Source organism: Micromonospora sp. SYSU B005 (assembly GCF_055362685.1).
Map to the genome: position 1 here is coordinate 541,883 of NZ_JAXCFU010000002.1, position 18,487 is coordinate 560,369.

At 73.7% G+C, this 18,487-nt stretch carries 21 protein-coding genes; 14 read left to right on the top strand and 7 right to left on the bottom strand.

The window, feature by feature from the left end:
- Positions 1-60: 60 nt before the first annotated feature.
- From SM452_RS07740 to SM452_RS07750, 3 genes are read left to right on the top strand one after another with little or no spacing between them, the layout of a single operon-like run.
- Positions 61-1,050, top strand: coding sequence for an ABC transporter permease (locus tag SM452_RS07740; RefSeq protein WP_262011555.1), 990 nt, complete (start codon positions 61-63; stop codon positions 1,048-1,050).
- Between the two features lie 16 nt (positions 1,051-1,066).
- Positions 1,067-2,131 (top strand): ABC transporter ATP-binding protein, encoded by a 1,065-nt coding sequence (locus tag SM452_RS07745; protein WP_463839594.1) that lies wholly within the window; start codon positions 1,067-1,069, stop codon positions 2,129-2,131.
- On the top strand, positions 2,128-3,207 hold the full coding sequence (locus tag SM452_RS07750; RefSeq protein WP_355508689.1) for an ABC transporter ATP-binding protein: 1,080 nt from the start codon (positions 2,128-2,130) through the stop codon (positions 3,205-3,207). The genes SM452_RS07745 and SM452_RS07750 overlap by 4 nt, the downstream gene beginning before the upstream one ends.
- Before the next feature lie 18 nt (positions 3,208-3,225).
- Here SM452_RS07750 and SM452_RS07755 read toward each other — a convergent pair whose 3' ends face one another.
- Together SM452_RS07755 and SM452_RS07760 are read right to left on the bottom strand one after the other, a co-directional pair.
- Positions 3,226-3,795, bottom strand: coding sequence for a GNAT family N-acetyltransferase (locus tag SM452_RS07755; RefSeq protein ID WP_262015821.1), 570 nt, complete (start codon positions 3,793-3,795; stop codon positions 3,226-3,228).
- A 60-nt stretch (positions 3,796-3,855) separates the two neighbouring features.
- Positions 3,856-4,662: an SDR family oxidoreductase gene (locus SM452_RS07760; protein ID WP_463839595.1), complete on the bottom strand. Its 807-nt coding sequence runs from the start codon at positions 4,660-4,662 to the stop codon at positions 3,856-3,858.
- Between the two features lie 93 nt (positions 4,663-4,755).
- On the opposite strand from SM452_RS07760, the gene SM452_RS07765 reads away from it, so the two are divergent.
- Entirely contained in the window at positions 4,756-5,148 is a 393-nt protein-coding gene (locus SM452_RS07765; protein ID WP_355508685.1) for a hypothetical protein, read from the top strand.
- Between the two features lie 95 nt (positions 5,149-5,243).
- Here SM452_RS07765 and SM452_RS07770 read toward each other — a convergent pair whose 3' ends face one another.
- Together SM452_RS07770 and SM452_RS07775 are read right to left on the bottom strand one after the other, a co-directional pair.
- Positions 5,244-5,951 (bottom strand): B3/B4 domain-containing protein, encoded by a 708-nt coding sequence (locus SM452_RS07770; RefSeq protein WP_355508683.1) that lies wholly within the window; start codon positions 5,949-5,951, stop codon positions 5,244-5,246.
- 36 nt (positions 5,952-5,987) lie between these two features.
- Complete coding sequence (locus SM452_RS07775) at positions 5,988-6,596, bottom strand: LysE family translocator (protein ID WP_262015817.1); 609 nt, start codon at positions 6,594-6,596, stop codon at positions 5,988-5,990.
- 29 nt (positions 6,597-6,625) lie between these two features.
- Here SM452_RS07775 and pdxR point away from each other — a divergent pair, with 29 nt between their 5' ends.
- Positions 6,626-8,104 (top strand): MocR-like pyridoxine biosynthesis transcription factor PdxR, encoded by a 1,479-nt coding sequence (pdxR, locus tag SM452_RS07780; RefSeq protein ID WP_463839596.1) that lies wholly within the window; start codon positions 6,626-6,628, stop codon positions 8,102-8,104.
- A 51-nt stretch (positions 8,105-8,155) separates the two neighbouring features.
- Here pdxR and SM452_RS07785 read toward each other — a convergent pair whose 3' ends face one another.
- The gene (locus SM452_RS07785; protein WP_463839597.1) at positions 8,156-9,151 is read right to left on the bottom strand and encodes a helix-turn-helix transcriptional regulator; all 996 of its coding nucleotides are present in this window, start codon (positions 9,149-9,151) and stop codon (positions 8,156-8,158) included.
- A 44-nt stretch (positions 9,152-9,195) separates the two neighbouring features.
- Between SM452_RS07785 and SM452_RS07790 the strand changes: the two genes are divergently transcribed.
- Together SM452_RS07790 and SM452_RS07795 are read left to right on the top strand one after the other, a co-directional pair.
- Positions 9,196-9,672 (top strand): hypothetical protein, encoded by a 477-nt coding sequence (locus SM452_RS07790; RefSeq protein WP_355508675.1) that lies wholly within the window; start codon positions 9,196-9,198, stop codon positions 9,670-9,672.
- Positions 9,672-10,127, top strand: coding sequence for a hypothetical protein (locus tag SM452_RS07795; protein ID WP_355508673.1), 456 nt, complete (start codon positions 9,672-9,674; stop codon positions 10,125-10,127). The genes SM452_RS07790 and SM452_RS07795 overlap by 1 nt, the downstream gene beginning before the upstream one ends.
- On the opposite strand, the gene SM452_RS07800 is transcribed toward SM452_RS07795, so the two are convergent.
- Entirely contained in the window at positions 10,102-10,782 is a 681-nt protein-coding gene (locus SM452_RS07800) for a TetR/AcrR family transcriptional regulator (protein ID WP_357389849.1), read from the bottom strand. The two genes, SM452_RS07795 and SM452_RS07800, sit on opposite strands and share 26 nt — an antisense overlap.
- Before the next feature lie 116 nt (positions 10,783-10,898).
- On the opposite strand from SM452_RS07800, the gene SM452_RS07805 reads away from it, so the two are divergent.
- The 5 genes from SM452_RS07805 (at position 10,899) to SM452_RS07825 (ending at position 16,126) form a co-directional block, all read left to right on the top strand.
- Positions 10,899-12,395 carry a flavin-containing monooxygenase gene (locus tag SM452_RS07805; RefSeq protein ID WP_355508669.1) on the top strand — a complete coding sequence of 499 codons (1,497 nt, stop codon included), beginning with the start codon at positions 10,899-10,901 and terminating at the stop codon, positions 12,393-12,395.
- Entirely contained in the window at positions 12,388-13,290 is a 903-nt protein-coding gene (locus tag SM452_RS07810) for an SDR family NAD(P)-dependent oxidoreductase (RefSeq protein WP_463839598.1), read from the top strand. Before SM452_RS07805 ends, SM452_RS07810 begins: the two co-directional genes overlap by 8 nt.
- Positions 13,287-14,126, top strand: a complete 840-nt coding sequence (locus SM452_RS07815; protein WP_463839599.1) for an alpha/beta fold hydrolase — start codon at positions 13,287-13,289, stop codon at positions 14,124-14,126. Before SM452_RS07810 ends, SM452_RS07815 begins: the two co-directional genes overlap by 4 nt.
- 69 nt (positions 14,127-14,195) lie before the next feature.
- A complete protein-coding gene (locus SM452_RS07820) occupies positions 14,196-14,846 on the top strand; it encodes a GntR family transcriptional regulator (RefSeq protein ID WP_355508663.1) in 651 nt (216 codons plus the stop codon).
- Positions 14,843-16,126 (top strand): MFS transporter, encoded by a 1,284-nt coding sequence (locus tag SM452_RS07825; protein WP_355508661.1) that lies wholly within the window; start codon positions 14,843-14,845, stop codon positions 16,124-16,126. The genes SM452_RS07820 and SM452_RS07825 overlap by 4 nt, the downstream gene beginning before the upstream one ends.
- Positions 16,127-16,164: 38 nt before the next feature.
- On the opposite strand, the gene SM452_RS07830 is transcribed toward SM452_RS07825, so the two are convergent.
- Positions 16,165-16,578: a hypothetical protein gene (locus SM452_RS07830; protein WP_262015806.1), complete on the bottom strand. Its 414-nt coding sequence runs from the start codon at positions 16,576-16,578 to the stop codon at positions 16,165-16,167.
- Positions 16,579-16,717: 139 nt separating this feature from the next.
- On the opposite strand from SM452_RS07830, the gene SM452_RS07835 reads away from it, so the two are divergent.
- Together SM452_RS07835 and SM452_RS07840 are read left to right on the top strand one after the other, a co-directional pair.
- Complete coding sequence (locus tag SM452_RS07835) at positions 16,718-17,806, top strand: S-(hydroxymethyl)mycothiol dehydrogenase (protein ID WP_355508659.1); 1,089 nt, start codon at positions 16,718-16,720, stop codon at positions 17,804-17,806.
- The gene (locus SM452_RS07840; RefSeq protein WP_355508657.1) at positions 17,803-18,432 is read left to right on the top strand and encodes an MBL fold metallo-hydrolase; all 630 of its coding nucleotides are present in this window, start codon (positions 17,803-17,805) and stop codon (positions 18,430-18,432) included. The genes SM452_RS07835 and SM452_RS07840 overlap by 4 nt, the downstream gene beginning before the upstream one ends.
- Positions 18,433-18,487 lie beyond the last annotated feature (55 nt).

Sequence of the window (18,487 nt, forward strand, 5' to 3'; positions counted from 1 at the left end):
AGCCGCGCGGGGCGGCTGCCACGGCGGCCGCCCCGCGCCCACCCCGGGGGAGGTGCTCCCGTGCTCCGTTTCGTCGTACGGCGGCTGCTCGTCGCCGCCCTGACCCTTGTCGTCATCAGCCTCGTCACGTTCGGTCTCTTCTTCGCGGTGCCGAGCAGCCCGGCGAAGGTGATGTGCGGCAAGAACTGCACGGCCGAGGACATCGCCCAGGTCGAGCGCCGGCTCGGCATCGACCAGCCGTTGCCCCGGCAGTACGCCGACTTCGTCGGTGGCGTCTTCGCCGGCCGGACCTACGGCGAGGGCGACTTCCGGCAGGACTGCCCGGCGCCCTGCCTCGGCTACTCGTTCCGCAACAACCAACCGGTCACCGAGATCGTCGCCCAGCGCGCCCCGGTGACGTTCAGCATCGTCCTCGGCGGCGCCGTGCTCTGGCTCGGCCTCGGCATCTCGCTGGGCATGGTGTCGGCACTACGCCGGGGTACGGCGTTCGACCGCGCGGCCATCGGCGTCACGCTGGCCGGGGCGTCGATGCAGGTCTACTTCTTCGGGCTGATCCTGCTCTACCTGCTCGTCTACTCCACCGGCCTGCTGCCGTTCCCCAGCTACACGCCGCTGACCGAGAGTCCGCTGCGCTGGGCGACCGGACTGCTGCTGCCCTGGATGACGCTCGGTTTCCTCAACTCGGCGCTGTACGCCCGGCTGTCCCGGGCGCAGATGCTGGAGACGCTGTCGGAGGACTTCGTCCGTACCGCCCGGGCGAAAGGGCTGCCCGCCCGGAAGGTGCACACCCGGCACGCGCTGCGGGCGGCGATCACGCCGATCGTCACGATCGCCGGGCTCGACATCGGCACCAGCCTCGGCGGCACGTTCATCACCGAGACCATCTTCGGCCTCCAGGGTCTCGGCAAGGCGACAGTGGAGGCGGTGCAGTTCCTCAACCTGCCGGTGGTGATGGCGACGGTGCTGCTGGCAGCGGTGTTCATCGTGATCGCCAACATCGTCGTCGACGTGCTGTACGCGGTGATCGACCCACGGGTCCGGCTGGGCTGAGGGGGAGGAGACGGACATGGTGGAGCTTCCGGCGCCGCGTCGCGGCGAGGGCCCGTACCTGCGGGTCAGGGATCTGCGGGTGCGGTTCGACACCGAGGACGGTGTGGTGCGGGCCGTGGACGGGGTGTCGTTCGCGGTGGAGCGGGGTCGCACGTTGGGGATCGTGGGGGAGTCCGGTTCGGGTAAGAGCGTCACTTCGCTGGCGATTCTCGGTTTGCACAACGCGAAGCGGACGGCCATTTCGGGGGAGATCTCGGTGGGTGGGCGTCAGCTGGTGGGGTTGGGTGAGGAGGAGGTGCGGCGGCTGCGGGGCCGGGACATGGCGATGGTCTTCCAGGATCCGTTGTCGGCGTTGCACCCCTACTACTCGGTGGGGAAGCAGATCGCTGAGGCGTATCGGGTGCATCATCCGAGGGCCGGCAGACGCGAGGCGCGGACGCGGGCGGTGGACATGTTGGGCCGGGTCGGTATCCCGCAGCCCGCGAAGCGGTTCGACCAGTACCCGCACGAGTTCTCGGGCGGGATGCGGCAGCGGGCGATGATCGCGATGGCGTTGGTGAACGATCCGGATCTGCTGATCGCCGATGAGCCGACGACGGCGTTGGATGTGACGGTGCAGGCGCAGATCCTGGACCTCCTTGCGGATCTGCAGGAGGAGTTCCGGTCGGCGATCGTGTTGATCACGCATGACCTGGGTGTGGTCAGTCAGGTGGCTGATGACGTGTTGGTGATGTATGCGGGTCGGGCGGTGGAGCACGGGAGTGTGGAGCGGGTGTTGCGGGCGCCGCAGCATCCGTACACGTGGGGGTTGTTGTCGAGTGTGCCGTCGTTGCACGGTGACGCGGACGCGGACCTGCTGCCCATTCCCGGCAACCCGCCCAGTCTGATCAATCTGCCGTCGGGGTGTGCGTTTCATCCGCGGTGCCGGTGGGCCGACGTGAACGGCGACCGGTCCCGCACCGAGGTGCCCGAGCTGGTCTCGGCGGGTACGGCCGGGCATCTGGTGGCGTGTCACCTGCCGGTCGCCGCGCGGGAGCGGATCTACCGCGACGAGGTAGCCCAGGTGGGGGTGGCCCGATGAGTGCTGACCAGGACGGGACGGGCGTTGTCGACGGCCGGCGGGGTGCGGCCGTCGGTGCGGCGGCGGACAGCGGGCCGCTGCTGTCGGTGCGGGGCCTGACCAAGCACTTCCCGGTCCGGCAGGGGCTGCGTAGCACGGGTGCGGTGCGGGCGGTGGACGGGTTGGACTTCGACGTGCGCCCGGGCGAAACGCTGGGGTTGGTGGGGGAGTCGGGGTGTGGGAAGACCACGACCGGGCGGATGCTCGTGCGGCTGCTGGAGCCGACTGCTGGGTCGATCGCGTTCGCGGGGCGGGACATCACCCACGCGAAACGTGGTGAGCTGCGGGGGCTGCGGCAGGACCTGCAGATCATCTTCCAGGACCCGTACGCGTCGCTGAACCCCCGCCACACGGTCGGGCGGATCGTGGCGATGCCGTTGCAGGTCAACCGGATCACCCCACCCGGCGGCGTCAAACACCGCGTGCAGGAACTCCTCGAACTCGTGGGCCTGAATCCGGAGCACTACAACAGGTATCCGCACGAGTTCTCCGGCGGGCAGCGCCAGCGCATCGGCATCGCCCGCGCCCTGGCGTTGAAGCCGAAACTGATCGTGGCCGACGAACCCGTCTCGGCGCTGGACGTGTCGATCCAGGCGCAGGTCATCAACCTGCTGCGCAGCCTGCAACACGACCTGGACCTGGCGTTCGTGTTCATCGCCCACGACCTGGCCGTGGTGCGGCACTTCTGCCACCGCGTCGCCGTCATGTACCTCGGCAAGATCGTCGAGATCGGTGACCGCGACACCATCTACACCCGCCCCCAGCACCCCTACACCCGGGCACTGCTGTCCGCGATCCCCGACGTCACCACCCTCGGGCCGGCCGGACGGATCCGCCTCACCGGCGACGTGCCCACGCCACTCAACCCGCCGTCGGGCTGCCGCTTCCGCACCCGCTGCTGGAAAGCCACCGACCGGTGCGCCACCGAAGAACCCGCCCTCACCACCCGCGACGACGGCCGGCAGCTCACCGCCTGCCACTACCCGGAGGAGCACACACCACTCGATGCGGTCATCGGAGCCGAGCCCGCACCGTGACCAGGGGACGCCGAGCGGTCACAGCGGTGACGGGTCGTCGCGCAGCCGGCTGTAGAGCCAGCCGTCACGCCAGGCGCCGGCCCGGAACTCACAGGCCCGCAACACCCCCTCCAGTTGGAAGCCGGCCCTCTCCAACGATCGCTGCTCGGCACCGTTCTCGGCATGGGTGCCGGCCTGGATGCGCTGCGCCGGGGTGTGGCTGAACAGGTAGTCGCAGAGCAGCGCCTGGGCCCGCCAGCCGAGACCCCGGCCGCGCCACTCGGGCAGCAGCACGATGCCGATCTCCCAGTATGGCGCCCGCCCGCCGTACTGGCCCTGGCGATAGCTGAGGAAGCCGGCCGCGACGTCGGGGGGCTCGACCTGGACGATCAGGCCGCCCACCTGCTCGCCGAGATAGCCGTCCTCGGCGAAGCGGCGGGCCGGCGCGGCGGCGTCCCGGAAGCCGGCCCAGTCGAGCCCGATCAGTCCGGGTTCGACAGCGAAACGGCGTAGCATCGCCAGATCGTCCTCGGCCACCGGGCGCAGTCGTACGGTCGAGCCGGGCGCCTCGTGGACGACGCCGGCCACCAGCGGATGGGAACTGTGCATCCTCCGCACCGTAGTGACGGGCCGGGCCGCCCGCTGCCCCCGCGCCGGGCGGCTGACCGCCTAGACGGAACGCCACGAATCAGAAGGCAGCGCAGACGCTTGCGGCCCCATCAGCAGCATCCCCCCGTCGACCGCCCACGACGCCCCCGTCACGTACGCCGCCGCAGGTGAGGCGAGCATCGCCACCACCGCCGCCACCTCCCGCGCGTCACCCGGCCGTCCCACCGGCACACCCGGACGGTCCTGCGTGAACGGGTCCACGTCCTCCTGCCCGGTCATCGGCGTGGCGATCTCACCCGGCGCGACCGCGTTGACGGTGATCCCGTCGGCCGCCAGTTCCTGCGCCATCACCTTCGTGAGCAGGCCGAGCCCGCCCTTGGCGGCGCAGTACACCGACGAGCCGACCCGGGGCGCGTGCTCGTGCACGCTGGTGATGCTGATGATCCGGCCACCCCGTCCGGCCGCGCGCATCCGCCGGGCGGCCCGCTGCGAGCACAGGAACGGCCCGTCCAGGTCGACAGCCAGCACCTCCCGCCATTTCTCCCAGCTCACGTCCACGAACGGTTCGGACAGGCCGGTGCCGGCGTTGTTGACGAGCACACCCAGGCCGCCGAGCCGGTCGGCCAGTTCGTCGACGACCGCCGCCGCTTCGGGGAGCCGGGTCAGGTCCAGCTCCACGGTCTCGCAGCGGCGGCCGGTGGCACGCACCTCGGTGGCGGTGCGGTCGGCGCCCGCGGCGTCGCCGTACCAGGTGATGCCGATGTCGTAACCGGTCTCGGCGAGCGCCACCGCGCACGCCTTGCCGATGCCGGAGTCCGCGCCGGTGACGATCGCGACGTGGTCGTAGTCCTCGTATCGTTCGGGCATGTCCGCGCACTACCCGCGGGCGGCCGCCTCAACCGGCCGGACGACCCCGGCTCGCCCGGCGGTTTCGTCGGACCCGCTCGCTAGGGTACGGGCGTGATCGCCGATGACTCCGATGCCGTGACAGTCCGCTTCCTGCGCATGATGCGTGCCGAGATAGGCGCCGAACGGGTGGGCGAGGATTCGCTCGGCCGCACCGTCGACCTCGCCCGGCGCTGGTGGGGCACCGGCGCCGCCGCCGACGCGCGCCTCGCCGACGCGCTGCGCGAGCTGCACGGCGAGCCGGTCGACCTGGCCGATCCGCACGACGTGGCCGGTGCCGCGAGCGCCCTGACCGCCGACGCCGGTCTGCGCACCGAGCCGGACCCGCGCGGTGCGGCACTGGCCCGATTCGCCGCCAACGCCCGGCGGCTGCGCACCGGTGAGATCACCCCGGCCGAGTTCGACGAGCTGATGGCGCACGACCGCACCGACGCCCCCGACGCCTGACGACGAGCGGGGCAGCTGCCGGCGTCGTCGCCGGACGCCCGGAACCTGCGCACCGGCGGCACGCCGCGCGACCGGCCGTCGCCCACGCCGGCGGGTCAGCCCGTCCGGACCGGCACGGCCAACTCGGGCGCGTCAGCGGCGAGCAGCGCCGCCCGTGACGGCACGCGCCACCGCTCGTCCAGCGCCGCCGCCAGGTCGTCCAGCATCCGGCGTACGGTCGGCGCCGCCCCCTCGTGCATCGCCTCGACCACGACCAGCACCTCGGCGGTGTCGGCCCGTACCGCCGACGTACCGCTCTGCCGGTGGCACCAGCGCCGGGCGTGCGCGTTCCCGCCCTGGTCGGCGAAGATCACCTCGCCGGGCGCGGGCTGCTCGGACTCCCCGCCGAGGCCCAGGTAGGACTCGGTGCCGTCGGCCGCGCGGACGGTCAGGTCGCCGTCGATCCCGGCCAGGTCGAGCACGGCGACCGGGACGGCGTACCGGACCGAGAGCGCGTTGCCGAGGTCCACGAGCGGGTGCAGCCGGGGCAGGTCGCCCTCCCGCCGCAACCGGCGCAGCAGTGACTCGGCTGCGCAGCGGTAGCGGGTCGGCGGGCAGCCCATCCGGGCGAACGCGCGGCGCCACGCCTGGATCTCCGGGAAGCCACCCTCCGGCCCGGCGGCGAGCCGATCCCGGGCGGCGCCGAGATGCCCGGCGGACAGTGGCGTCACGTCGATGTCCGGGGTGACGCCGGTGGCGTGCAGGACGCCGCAGGTCAGCTCCGGGAAGGTCGACCAGATCTCGGGAGAGTGCCGGAAACGCACAGGGAGACTCCTCTTCGGGCGGTGAGCGGGTACGGGTCAGGCGGTGAAGGCGAGGCCGAGGCCCAGGACGAGGAAACCGCCGGCGAAGGCGTGCCGTAGCAGCCCGGTCAGCCGGGGCCGGGACAGCACCCTGCGGCGCAGCGCGCCGGCCAGGAGCGCGTACCCGGCGAACACCAGCAGCGTGACGGCCATGAACACCAGGCCGCAGGCGAGCATGCGGACGGTGGCGGCGGGCGCGTCCGGCGGTACGAACTGCGGCAGGAACGCCACGAAGAACACGGTCACCTTCGGGTTGAGCAGGTTCAGCAGCACCCCGTCCCGGAACACCGCAGCCGCCGGACGCGGGGGCCGGTCACCGTCGAGGGGGAACGCGCCGCGGTCGCGCAGCGCCGACCAGGCCATCCAGAGCAGGTACGCCACACCCAGCCAGGTCACCACGCGGAACGCCGGCGTGCCGGCGCGCAGCAGGGCGGCGAGGCCGGTCACCGCAGCGATCACGTGCGGGACGAGGCTGAGCGTGCCGCCGGCGGCAGCGGCCAGCCCGGCCCGGCGTCCGCCGGTCACGGCGTTGGCGAGCGTGTGCATCACCCCGGTGCCCGGAGTGATCGCGACGACGAGGGAGGTCAGCAGGAAGGCGACTGTCATGCGGTCCAGCCTGTGACCATAATGGTCCGATGGACAGGGCCAAAGCTGTCGTCATCGAGAAGTCCAAAGCGGCTGGTGCGGACTTCCTCCAGCTCGACGTCGGCGAGGCGCCCCCAGGCGGCCGCGCGGACTGGCTGGCCGCCCGGCTGCGATCGGCCATCGCCGACGGCCGGGCGCCGGTGGGCATGCGCCTGCCGGCGAGCCGGGTGCTCGCCGGCGAGCTGGGTGTCTCCCGGGGCGTGGTGACCGAGGCGTACCAGCGGCTGGCCGAGGACGGGCAGGTGGCCGGGCGCGGCCGGGCCGGGACGGTGGTGGTCGCCTCACCGGCCGCCGCGGTCACCCGGCCGCCCCGGCCCAGGAGAGCGGCGGAGGTGTTCGCCGGCCGGCCCGGCCTCGACGTCTTCGACGAGTTGCGCGCCGTACCCGCGGAGGTGGACCTGACTCCCGGCGTACCCGATCTGGCGGCCTTTCCCCGCGCGGCCTGGCTGCGGGCCGAGCGGGCGGTGCTGCACCGGATGACGCCCGCCGCGCTCGCCTACGGCGACCCGGCGGGCGCGCCCGCGCTGCGGTCGGCGGTGGCGAACTGGCTGGCCCGCAGCCGGGGCGTCCGCGCCGACCCGGCCGAGGTGGTGATCGTGGCCGGGGTGTCCCAGGCGCTCGGCCTGCTCGCGCGGGTGCTGAGCGACCGGGGTACGCACACCGTCGCGGTGGAGGACCCGGGCTCGCTCGGCGTACGGCAGCACCTGGCCTATTCCGGGCTGGCGACACCGCCGGTCCCGGTGGACGACAGGGGTCTGCGCGTCGACGAGCTGGAGCGGTCCGGCGCGCCCGCCGTGCTGCTCACCCCGGCGCACCAGTTCCCGACCGGGGTGGTGCTCGACGGCGACCGGCGCCGGCGGCTGCTGCGGTGGGCGCGCGACGGCGGCCTGGTGGTGGAGGACGACTACGACGCCGAGCACCGCTACGACCGTCCGCCGGTGCCGGCGCTGCGCGGCATGGCGCCGGACCGGGTCTGCTACGTCGGCAGCATCTCGAAGCTGCTCGCGCCGGCGCTGCGGATCGGCTGGCTGCTGGTGCCGCCCGCGCTGCACGCCGACGTGGTGGCCGCGAAGCGGGCGGCCGACCTGGGTAACGCGGCGCTGGCGCAGCTCGTGCTGGCCGAGCTGATGGAGTCCGGGGCGCTGGAACGGCACCTGCGGCTGCTGCGGCACCGGCACGTACGCCGCCGGGACGCGATGATCCGGGCGGTTCGCGCGTACCTGCCGGGGGCGGTGGTGCACGGCGCGGCGGCCGGGCTGCACCTGATGGTGACGCTGCCCGGCGACGTCGACGACCGGGCGCTGGCGGCGGCGGCGCTGCGCCGCGGGGTGAAGGTCCACCCGCTGTCCTGGCACGGCCAGCGCCCGCAGCCACCCGGCCTGGTCCTCGGCTACGCCGCCACCCCGCCCTCCGACCTCGACCGAGCCCTCTCCACCGTGGCCGAGGTCCTCCGAACCCCGCCCCGGTGATCAAGGAGTTCGTGTCCGAGTCGATCTCCTCGAAGGACACGAACTCCTTGATCAACCGGGGAGAGGCGGGGCGGTGGGCGGGTGGTAGAGAGCGGCCAGGGCGGTGGCGGTCTCGGACAGGCGGGCGCGCAGCGCCTCCGGGGCGAGCACCTCCACGTCGGCGCCGAGCCGGAGCAGGTCACCGTGCGCGTGGGTGAGCGACTCGATCGGGATGACCGCGTGCACCCAGCCGGTGGCGTCGGGTGGCCCGGCGCTCGCCTCGGCGGCGGCCACCACCACGTCGCTGCCGACCTCGCGCAGCCGGGCGAACCCGCGCGGCGACAGCCGGATGCGCGCCTCGTCGCGGTGCAGGCCCGCCCGGAACTCCACCACGTGCGCGCGCCACCAGGCCGGCAGGTCGAACTCCGGCCGCTCGAACGGCTCGTCCAGCGGGGTCAGGTCGAGGATCTGGTTGACCCGGTAGGTGGCCGGATCGGCGCGGTCCGGCCGGGCGGCGACCAGGTACCAGCGCCCGCCCTTGAGTACCAGCCCGTACGGTTCGAGGACCCGGGTCGTCTCGCCCCGCCAGCCCCGGTACCGCACCCGGACCCGGTGCTGCCGCCACACCGCCTCGGCGGCCTCGGCCAGGTACGGCGACGGGTCGCCGTCGGAGTACCAGCCCGGTGTGTCCAGGTGGAACCGCTGCTCCAGCCGGGCCGCCCGGTCGGCCAGCGGCGCGGGCAGCGCGGCCCGCAGCTTGAGCTGTACGGCGGCGACGACCGACTGATAGCCCAGCTCGGCCGCCGGTCCGGGGAGCCCGGCGAAGAGCAGCCGGTCGGCCTCCTCGGCGGTCAGCCCGGTCAGCCGGGTCCGCCACCCGTCCACGAGCCGGTAGCCGCTGTCGTGTCCGGCCTCGCCGTACAGCGGGATGCCCGCGGCGTGCAGCGCCTCGACGTCCCGGTAGACGGTGCGCGCCGACACCTGGAGGCGGGCGGCCAGGTCGGCAGCGGTGAGCCGGCCGTGGGCCTGGAGGAGCAGCAGGATGGACAGGAGTCGACTGGCCCGCATTCCACTGACACTAGCTGTCAGGGGAGCGGTCCTAGCGTGCCCACATGGCTTTTCACGACAAGGAGCTGACCGTGCCGGGGACCGTCGAGGTGGCCGGCCGGCACGTCAAGCGCTACCACATGGACCAGCCGGACCGCCGCCTCGAACCGCGGGTGGTCGACGCCGCGTACGCGTACCTGCCGAAGCTGCTGCCCGCCCCGGACGGCTCCACCCCACCGGCGAGCTGGGTGGTGCTGCACCGCGGCGCGGACAGCGGGGCGTACCTGCTGGCGTACAGCTGGTTCTTCGACAACGTGGTCGAGTGCCGTATCGCGATCGCCGGGCAGCCCGCGCTGGACTGCCCGGACGACGACCCGGCGCGTTTCGTCGACCTGACCCGCCCCGGCGTCGGATGCGTCTGGGAACTGGGCGTGCTGGAACACGAGCGCACCGCCTGGATCCGGCACGTGCTCGCCCCGGACCGGCCGGACCTGGCCGGCTACCTGGCCGACGCCCGGGCCGACGGGCCGGTGGGGTTCTGATGGGCGACTTCGACTTCCTCGTCGGCACCTGGGACGTGACAAACCGGCGCCTGCGGCAGCGCCACGCCGGCAGCGACGACTGGGACGAGTTCGCCGGTGTCAGCGAGGCGCGCTCGTTCTTCGACGGCGCGGGCAGCTTCGACGAGATGCGCTGCCCGAGCCGGGGTTTCTCCGGCTCCTCGGTGCGCGTCCTGAACCCGTCGACCGGGCTGTGGTCGATCTACTGGATGCACAGCGCGCGGGGCGTGCTGGAGCAGCCGCCGGTGGTGGGCCGGTTCACCGACGGTGTCGGTGAGTTCTACGCCGACGACACCGACGAGGGGCGGCCGGTGCGCTGCCGGTTCCTCTGGTCGGCGATCACCGCCGGCTCCTGCCGCTGGGAACAGGCGTTCTCCACCGACGGCGAGCGCACCTGGGAGACCAACTGGGTCATGGAGTTCCGCCGGACGCGGTGACCGGCGGCGTGGTGGTCCGGTAGATCGCGGTCAGCCAGACGTCGAGCAGCACGTCGACCACGTCCCGCTCGGCCACCGCCGGGCCGTCCCCGGCGAACGTGGCGTACCAGACGCGTTCGTTCATCGAGTTCAGCGCGATGGCGAGGTCCCGGGCGGGCAGCCCGTCCGGGGCCGCGCCGCGGGCGCGTTCGGCCTCGATCGCGGCCTGCACCGCGCGGACCCAGCGTTCCAGCACCTCGGCCCAGAGCCGCCGCACTTCGGCGTTGGTGCCGCGCACCTGGGCGCAGGCCAGCACCACGTCCCGGTGCCCGCCGAACGTGGCGTGGAACCGGGCGATCAGCTCCCGCCAGTGGGCGCGCGGATCCTCGGCGAGCCGCTCGAACACGCCACCGGCGGCGGCGTCGGCCTCCTCGGTGACGCGGTCGAGCAGCGTGAGCAGCACCGCGTCCTTGGACGGGAAGTAGAAGTAGAACGTGGGCCGGGAGATCCCCGCGCCGCGCGCCAGGTCGTCGATGGAGATGTCGGCGAAGGGACGCTGCGCCAGCAACCGCTCGGCCGTGGCCAGGATCGCTGTCTCCCGGTCGTCGCCGGTGGACCGGCCGGCCCGCCGCCCGCGCGTCGGCGCGGCGCCGGTCGGCGTACGGGCGGTCGTCATGTCGGCAGATGCTACACCCGCTCGACACCCTGTCGATTCGACTCGACACGGTGTTGACTGCGGTCGACGGCGATGGATAGTGTCCGGTCCACCGCCGGTGCGAACGGGAGAAACCGATGGCCGCAGACCACGTCGACGTCCTCATCGTCGGGGCCGGCCTGTCCGGCATCGGCGCCGCCGTCCACCTCGGACGCGAATGCCCCGGCAAGACCTACGCGGTGCTGGAGGCCCGGGGCGCCATCGGCGGCACCTGGGACCTGTTCCGCTACCCGGGCATCCGCTCCGACTCCGACATGTACACCCTCGGCTACTCGTTCAAGCCGTGGACCGACCCGAAGGCCATCGCCGACGGCGACTCCATCCGGGCGTACGTCCGGCAGACCGCCCGGGAGTACGACGTCGAGCGGCACATCCGCTTCCACCACCGGGCGGTACGCGCCGAGTGGGACAGCGCCACCGCGCGCTGGACCGTCCACGCCCACCGCGACGACACCGGCGAGGACGTCACCCTCACCTGCGGGTTCCTGTTCACCAACTCCGGCTACTACCGCTACGACTCCGGCTACACGCCACGGTTCCCCGGAGTCGAGAAGTACGCCGGCACGCTCGTGCACCCGCAGCACTGGCCCGAGCACCTGGACTACGCCGGCAAGCGGGTCGTGGTGATCGGCAGCGGCGCCACCGCCGTCACCCTGGTCCCGGCCATGGCCGAGCGGGCCGCCCACGTCACCATGCTCCAGCGCTCACCCACGTACGTGATCGCGCTGCCCTCGCGCGACCCGTTCGCCGACGCCGCGCGGCGCTGGCTGCCCCCGAAGGCCGCGTACGCGGTGGCCCGGTGGAAGAACGTCACGCTCGGCGTGGCGAACTTCCAGCTCAGCCGCCGCGCCCCGGGCGTGGTGAAGCGGTTCCTGCGCCGCGCCGCGAAGGGCCGGCTCCCGTCCGGGTACGACGTCGACAGGCACTTCTCGCCCCGCTACAACCCGTGGGACCAGCGGCTCTGCGTGGTGCCGGACGGGGACCTGTTCACCGCGCTGAGCGCGGGCCGCGCGTCGGTGGTCACCGACACCATCGACACGTTCACCGAGCAGGGCATCCGGCTCGCCTCCGGCGAGGAGCTGCCCGCCGACGTGGTGGTCACCGCCACCGGCCTCAACCTGCTCGCGCTCGGCGGCATGACGCTGGTGGTCGACGGCGCCGAGGTCGACCTGGCGTCGACCGTCGCCTACAAGGGCATGATGCTGTCCGGCGTGCCGAACTTCGCCATGACCATCGGCTACACGAACGCCTCCTGGACGCTGAAGGCCGACCTCGTCGCCACGTACGTCTGCCGGCTGCTGCGCCACCTCGACGACACCGGCCGGCAGATCGTCACGCCGCTCGCCCCGGACACCGACGACCTGGTGCCGATCATCGACCTGCAGTCCGGCTACGTGCTCCGCGCCGTCGACCAGCTGCCCAAGCAGGGACCGCAGGCGCCGTGGCGGCTGCACCAGAACTATCCCCGCGACGTACGCCTGATGCGGCACGGCCCGCTCACCGACGGCGTCCGGTTCGACCGCGCCGGCGTACCCGCCACGGCGGCCACCACCTCGGGAGGAACCGATGCGTGACCTCGTCTTCCCCGGCGGCACGGCGGTGCTCACCGGCGCGGCGAGCGGCATCGGCGCGGCGCTGGCCCACGGCCTGGCCCGGCGCGGCGCCGACCTGGTGCTGCTCGACCGCGACGCCGACGGCCTGGCCGCCACCGTCGCCGCGATCCGGGCCGCGTACCCGGACCGGCGGGTGGAGACCCACCTGGTCGACCTGGCCGACGCCGAGGCCACCGACCGGGTCGCCGCCGAGATCCACCGCGCGCACCCCCGGATCCGGCTGCTGATCAACAACGCCGGCGTGGCGCTGGGCGGGCGCTTCGACCAGGTCACCCTGGAGGAGTTCCTCTGGGTCATCGAGATCAACTTCCGGGCGGTGGTCCGCCTGACCCACGCGCTGCTGCCCGCGCTCAAGGCCGAACCCGGCGCCCACCTGGTGAACGTGTCCAGCCTGTTCGGGCTGATCGCCCCCGCCGGGCAGGCCGCGTACGCGGCGAGCAAGTTCGCCGTACGCGGCTTCACCGAGGCGCTACGGCACGAGCTGGTCGACGACGGCGTCGGCGTCACCTCGGTGCACCCGGGCGGCATCCGCACCCGGATCGCCGCCAGCGCCCGCGTCGGCAGCGGTGTGGCCCTCGACGAGTACGAGGCCGGACGCAAGCAGTTCGAGAAGCTGCTCACCATCGACCCGGCCACCGCCGCCGAGGTGATCCTGCGCGGCGCGCAACGACGCCGCGGCCGGGTGCTGATCGGCTGGTCGGCGAAACTGCCCGACCTGCTCGCCCGCCTCGCCCCCGCCGGGTACGGCAAGGTGCTGGCCCTGGGCATGCGCCCGTCCCGCCCGGTGGCCACCGTCGCCGAGGTGCCGGCCCCACGGACCGAGGAGGCCGCGCGGGAACCCGGACGCACGCCGTGACGGTGGCCCTCCCGCCGGCCGACGCGCGCACCGTCGACGGCCGGCGGGTGCGCTGCCGGATCAGCGGCGACGGGCCGCCCGTGGTGCTGCTGCACGGCATCGGCCGTACCCTCGACGACTTCACCGCCCTGCACACCGCGCTGGCCCGCGACCACCTGGTGCTCGCGGTGGACCTGCCCGGGCACGGCGGCTCCGCGCCGCTGGACGGACCGCACACGCTCCCGGCGCTGGCCGCCGCGGTGGCCCGCTTCCTGGACGTGGCCGGGGTGACCGGCCCGGCCCACCTGGTGGGCAACTCCCTCGGCGGGGCGGTCGCCATGCGCCTGGCCGCCGACGAACCGCAGCGCGTCGCCAGCCTGGCGTTGCTCAACAGTGCCGGCTTCGGCCGCGAGGTGACTGTGGCGCTGCGGCTGCTGGCGGTACGCCCGCTGGCCCGGCTGCTGCTGCGCCCGCACCCGGGGATCGTCCGCCGCACCGAACGGGCGATCTTCTACGACCCGGCGTACGTCACCGAGGAGCGGCTCGCCACCGCGCTCGCGGTGGCCCGGCAGCCGCACGCCGCCCGGGTGATGCTGGAGCTGGTCCGCGACCTGGGCACCTGGCGCGGCGTACGCCCGCAGTGGCGCGCCGACCTGCTCGACGCGGTGGACGCGCTCGGCCTGCCCACGCTTCTCGTCTGGGGCGAGCGCGACCTGGTCCTGCCCGCCGCGCACCTGGCGTACGCCCGTACCCGGCTGCCGCACGCGCGCTCCCACCTGTTCCGCGACACCGGGCACATGCCGCAGATCGAGCGGACCGCCGAGGTGGAGGCGCTGCTGCGGGAGCTGTGGGCCTGACCGTGGCCTGCGCCACTGCCCCGGCCCGCGCCAGGCCGTCCGGCCGGACCCGGGAGCAAGCTTAGATACATGACGCATCCCAGCCGGACCGCGCCATCCGCCGCCGAGCGGGCGTACCGGCACCTCAAGCAGGCCGTCCTGGAACAGGTCTACCCGGGCGGTCAGCTCGTCAGCGAGGGCGAGATCGCCGAGGCGACGGGGGTGTCCCGCACCCCGGTCCGGGAGGCGCTGCTGCGGCTGGAGACCGAGGGGCTGGTCAAGCTCTACCCGAAGCGCGGCGCGCTGATCCGGCCGGTGTCGGCCCGGGAGATCGCCGACGTCATCGAGGCCCGCCGCCTGGTCGAGCTGCACGCCGCCGACCGGGTCTGGCCGCGCCGCGCCGAGCTGCGCGCCGACCTGGCCCGATGGCTGGACGAGATGGGCCGCGCGCACGCCGCCGGCGACCTCACCGCGCTGATGGCCGCCGACCGCTCGTTCCACGCCGCGGTGGTCGAGGCGGCCGGCAACGAGATCCTCGCCGAGCTGTACCACCGGCTGCGCGACCGGCAGCTGCGGATGGGTGAGGCGAGCTTCCGGCTCTCGCCCGGCTGGGCCGAGGTCGCCCTCGCCGAGCACGCCGGTCAGCTCGCCGCGCTCGACGGCGACGACCCGCAGGCGTGGCACGACGCGGTCGCCGCGCACATCGACACCGCCGCGCGGATGCTCGGGACGCTGCGGTGAACGCGGGTCGCCGCCCCGCCGCCCTGGTGTACGCGGTGGCCGTCACCGCCTATCTGACGGCCGTGTTCCACCGCAGCTCCCTCGGCGTCACGGGGGTCGACGCGGCGGAGCGCTTCCACATCAACGCCGCCGCGCTCGCCACCTTCTCCGTCGCCCAGCTCGCCGTCTACGCCGCCATGCAGGTACCTGTCGGCGTGCTGCTGGACCGCTACGGCTCACGCCGGCTGCTGCTGGCCGGCGGCGCGCTCATGGTGGCCGGGCAGCTCCTGTTCGCCGTGGCCGGGGACGTGCCGCTCGCGGTCGCCGCCCGGGTGCTCGTCGGTCTCGGCGACGCCATGACCTTCATCAGCGTGCTGCGCATCGTCGCGTTCTGGTTCCCCGGGCGGCGCAACCCGCTGCTGGTGCAGCTCACCGGCACCGTCGGTCAGCTCGGTGCGGTGCTCGGCGCCGTACCCCTGGTGCTGCTGCTGCACCGCGCGGGCTGGACCCCGGCGTTCCTGACCGCCGCGGCGCTCGGCGCGACGGTGGTGCTGCTGGTCCTCGTCGCGGTACGCGACACCCCGCACGCCGAGCACGCCACCGCGCTCGCGCCCGACCTGGCCACCGTGCGCCGCCGGCTCGCCGAGGCGTGGGCCCAGCCGGGCACCCGGCTGGGCCTGTGGACTCACTTCGTCACCCAGTTCTCCGGCGCGGTGTTCGCGCTGCTGTGGGGGTACCCGTTCCTCGTACAGGGGCAGGGGTTCTCGCCGACCGCGGCGGCCGGGATGCTCACCCTGATGACAGTGGTGACGCTCGTGTGCGGGCCGGTGATCGCGCACCTGTGCTCGCGCCACCCGTTCCACCGCTCGGTGGTGGTCTTCGCGATCACCGCCGCCACCGCCGGGGTGTGGGCGGTGGTCCTGGCCTGGCCCGGCCGCGCGCCGCACTGGCTGCTGGTGGCGCTCGTGGTGGTGCTCGCGGTCAACGGCCCCGGCTCGATGATCGGGTTCGACTACGCCCGGTCGTTCAATCCGGTGCACCGCATCGGCAGTGCCACCGGCATCGTCAACGTCGGCGGCTTCGTCGCCTCGATCGTGCTGATCCTGGCCGTCGGCGTGGTGCTCGACCTGGCCACCCCGGCCGGGCGGGACGCGCCGCCGCTGTCCGCGTTCCGCTGGGCGTTCGCCGTGCAGTTCCTGCTCTGGGCGCTCGGCGCCGTGCAGGTGCTGCGCTACCGCAACGCCGCCCGTCGCCGTCTCGCCGGCGAGCGGGCCGCCGCCGCGGTGCCGGCGGCGGCCTGAGTACGCGGGCGGCCGGGCGCGGCTTCGGCTCGGGCGGCTCAGCGCCCGTGGCGGACCAGCGAGTCGAGCACCAGGGTCAGCCCCGCGCCGACCAGCCACACGTCCTTGGCCAGGCCGATGCCCTCCTGACTCGGCCGGAGGCTGCCGCCCTCGCGCATACCCGGCGTCTTCAGGTAGAGCTGCACCAGGCCCGCGCCGAACGCGGTGAGCGCGGCCCCGGCCAGCAGCGACGGGACGAACGGGGCGAGCAGCGCCGCGCCGAGCGCGACCTCGCCGCGCGACAGCAGCACGGCGAACCGGTCCGGCGGGATCTGCCGCAGCTGCGGCATCGCGCCGGCCGCCATGCCGTGCATGCCCGCGGCGGCCTCACCCTCCAGGCCCCGCTTGCCCAGCCCGGAGTTCAGGATGTACGCGCCGATGGCGACCCGCAGCGGAGCATGCGACAGCCTCATGATCACTCCCGTCCCACCTGGTAGAACCGGCACACCGGGTACCCGGTCATGACCAGGACAATCCGGCGGGCTTCATTGGTTCGCGGGTCATGATCAGCGGTAGGTTCGGGGTGCAGAAGCACGCAACAAGGGAGGCACTGTGAGCCAGGAAGTCCGGGGAGTCGTGTCGCGGCGCAAGGGCGCGCCCGTGGAGGTCACCACCATCGTGGTGCCGGACCCGGGGCCGGGCGAGGCGGTGGTCCGCATCCAGTCGTGCGGCGTCTGCCACACCGACCTGCACTACCGCGAGGGCGGCATCAACGACGACTACCCGTTCCTGCTCGGCCACGAGGCCGCCGGCATCGTGGAGCAGGTGGGCGACGGCGTCACCGACGTGGCCCCAGGCGACTTCGTGGTGCTCAACTGGCGCGCGGTCTGCGGGCAGTGCCGGGCCTGCCGGCGCGGCCGACCGTGGTACTGCTTCGCCACCCACAACGCGACCCAGAAGATGACGCTCACCGACGGCACCGAGCTGACGCCCGCGCTCGGCATCGGCGCGTTCGCCGAGAAGACGCTCGTCCACGCCGGGCAGTGCACGAAGGTCGACCCGTCGGCCCGGCCGGCGGCGGTCGGCCTGCTCGGCTGCGGCGTGATGGCCGGCCTCGGCGCGGCCATGAACACCGGCAACGTGACCCGGGGCGACTCGGTCGCGGTGATCGGCTGCGGTGGTGTCGGTGACGCGGCGGTGGCCGGCGCGGCCCTGGCCGGCGCGACCACGATCATCGCGGTGGACACCGACTCCCGCAAGCTCGACTGGGCGCGCAAGTTCGGCGCCACCCACACCGTCAACGCCTCCGAGGACGACGCGGTGGAGGCCATCCGCGCGGCCACCGGCGGCTTCGGCGCCGACGTGGTGATCGACGCGGTCGGCCGTCCGGAGACGTGGAAGCAGGCGTTCTACGCCCGCGACCTGGCCGGCACCGTCGTGCTGGTCGGCGTACCCACCCCGGAGATGACAGTGGAGCTGCCGCTGGCCGACGTCTTCGGCCGCGGCGGCGCGCTCAAGTCCAGCTGGTACGGCGACTGCCTGCCCAGCCGCGACTTCCCGATGCTCACCGAGCTGTACCGGCAGGGACGGCTGGACCTGGACGCCTTCGTCACCGAGGAGATCGCCCTCGACCAGGTCGAGGAGGCGTTCAACCGGATGCACCACGGCGACGTGCTGCGCTCGGTGGTGGTCTTCCCGTGACCGCACGCGTCGACCACGCCGTCACCTCCGGCACGTTCTCGCTCGACGGCCAGACGTTCGACGTGGACAACAACGTCTGGGTGATCGGCGACGACGCCGAGTGCGTCGTCCTCGACGCGCCGCACGACGTGGCCGCCATCCGCGAGGTGATCGGTGACCGGCGGGTGGTCGCGATCATCGCCACCCACGCCCACGACGACCACGTCCGGGTCGCGCCCGAACTGGCCGGGGCCACCGGCGCGCCGGTGCTGCTGCACCCGGCCGACCGGGTGCTGTGGGACATGGTGCACCCGGACACGGCACCGGACGGCGAGCTGACCGACGGGCAGACGTTCACCGTCGGCGGCACCACGCTGCGGGTGCTGCACACCCCGGGCCACAGCCCCGGCGCGTGCAGCCTCCACGCCCCCGACCTGGGCGCGGTCTTCACCGGCGACACCCTGTTCGCCGGGGGACCGGGCGCCACCGGGCGGTCGTACAGCGACTTCGGCACCATCGTCGAGTCGATCCGTACCCGGCTGCTCACGCTGCCGCCGGAGACGGTGGTGCACACCGGGCACGGCGACGACACCACGATCGGGGCCGAGGCGCCGCACCTGGACGAGTGGATCGCCCGGGGCCACTGAGGACACGCGCGAGCGGGCCCGGCCGGAGTGATCCGGTCCGGGCCCGCTCGCGCGT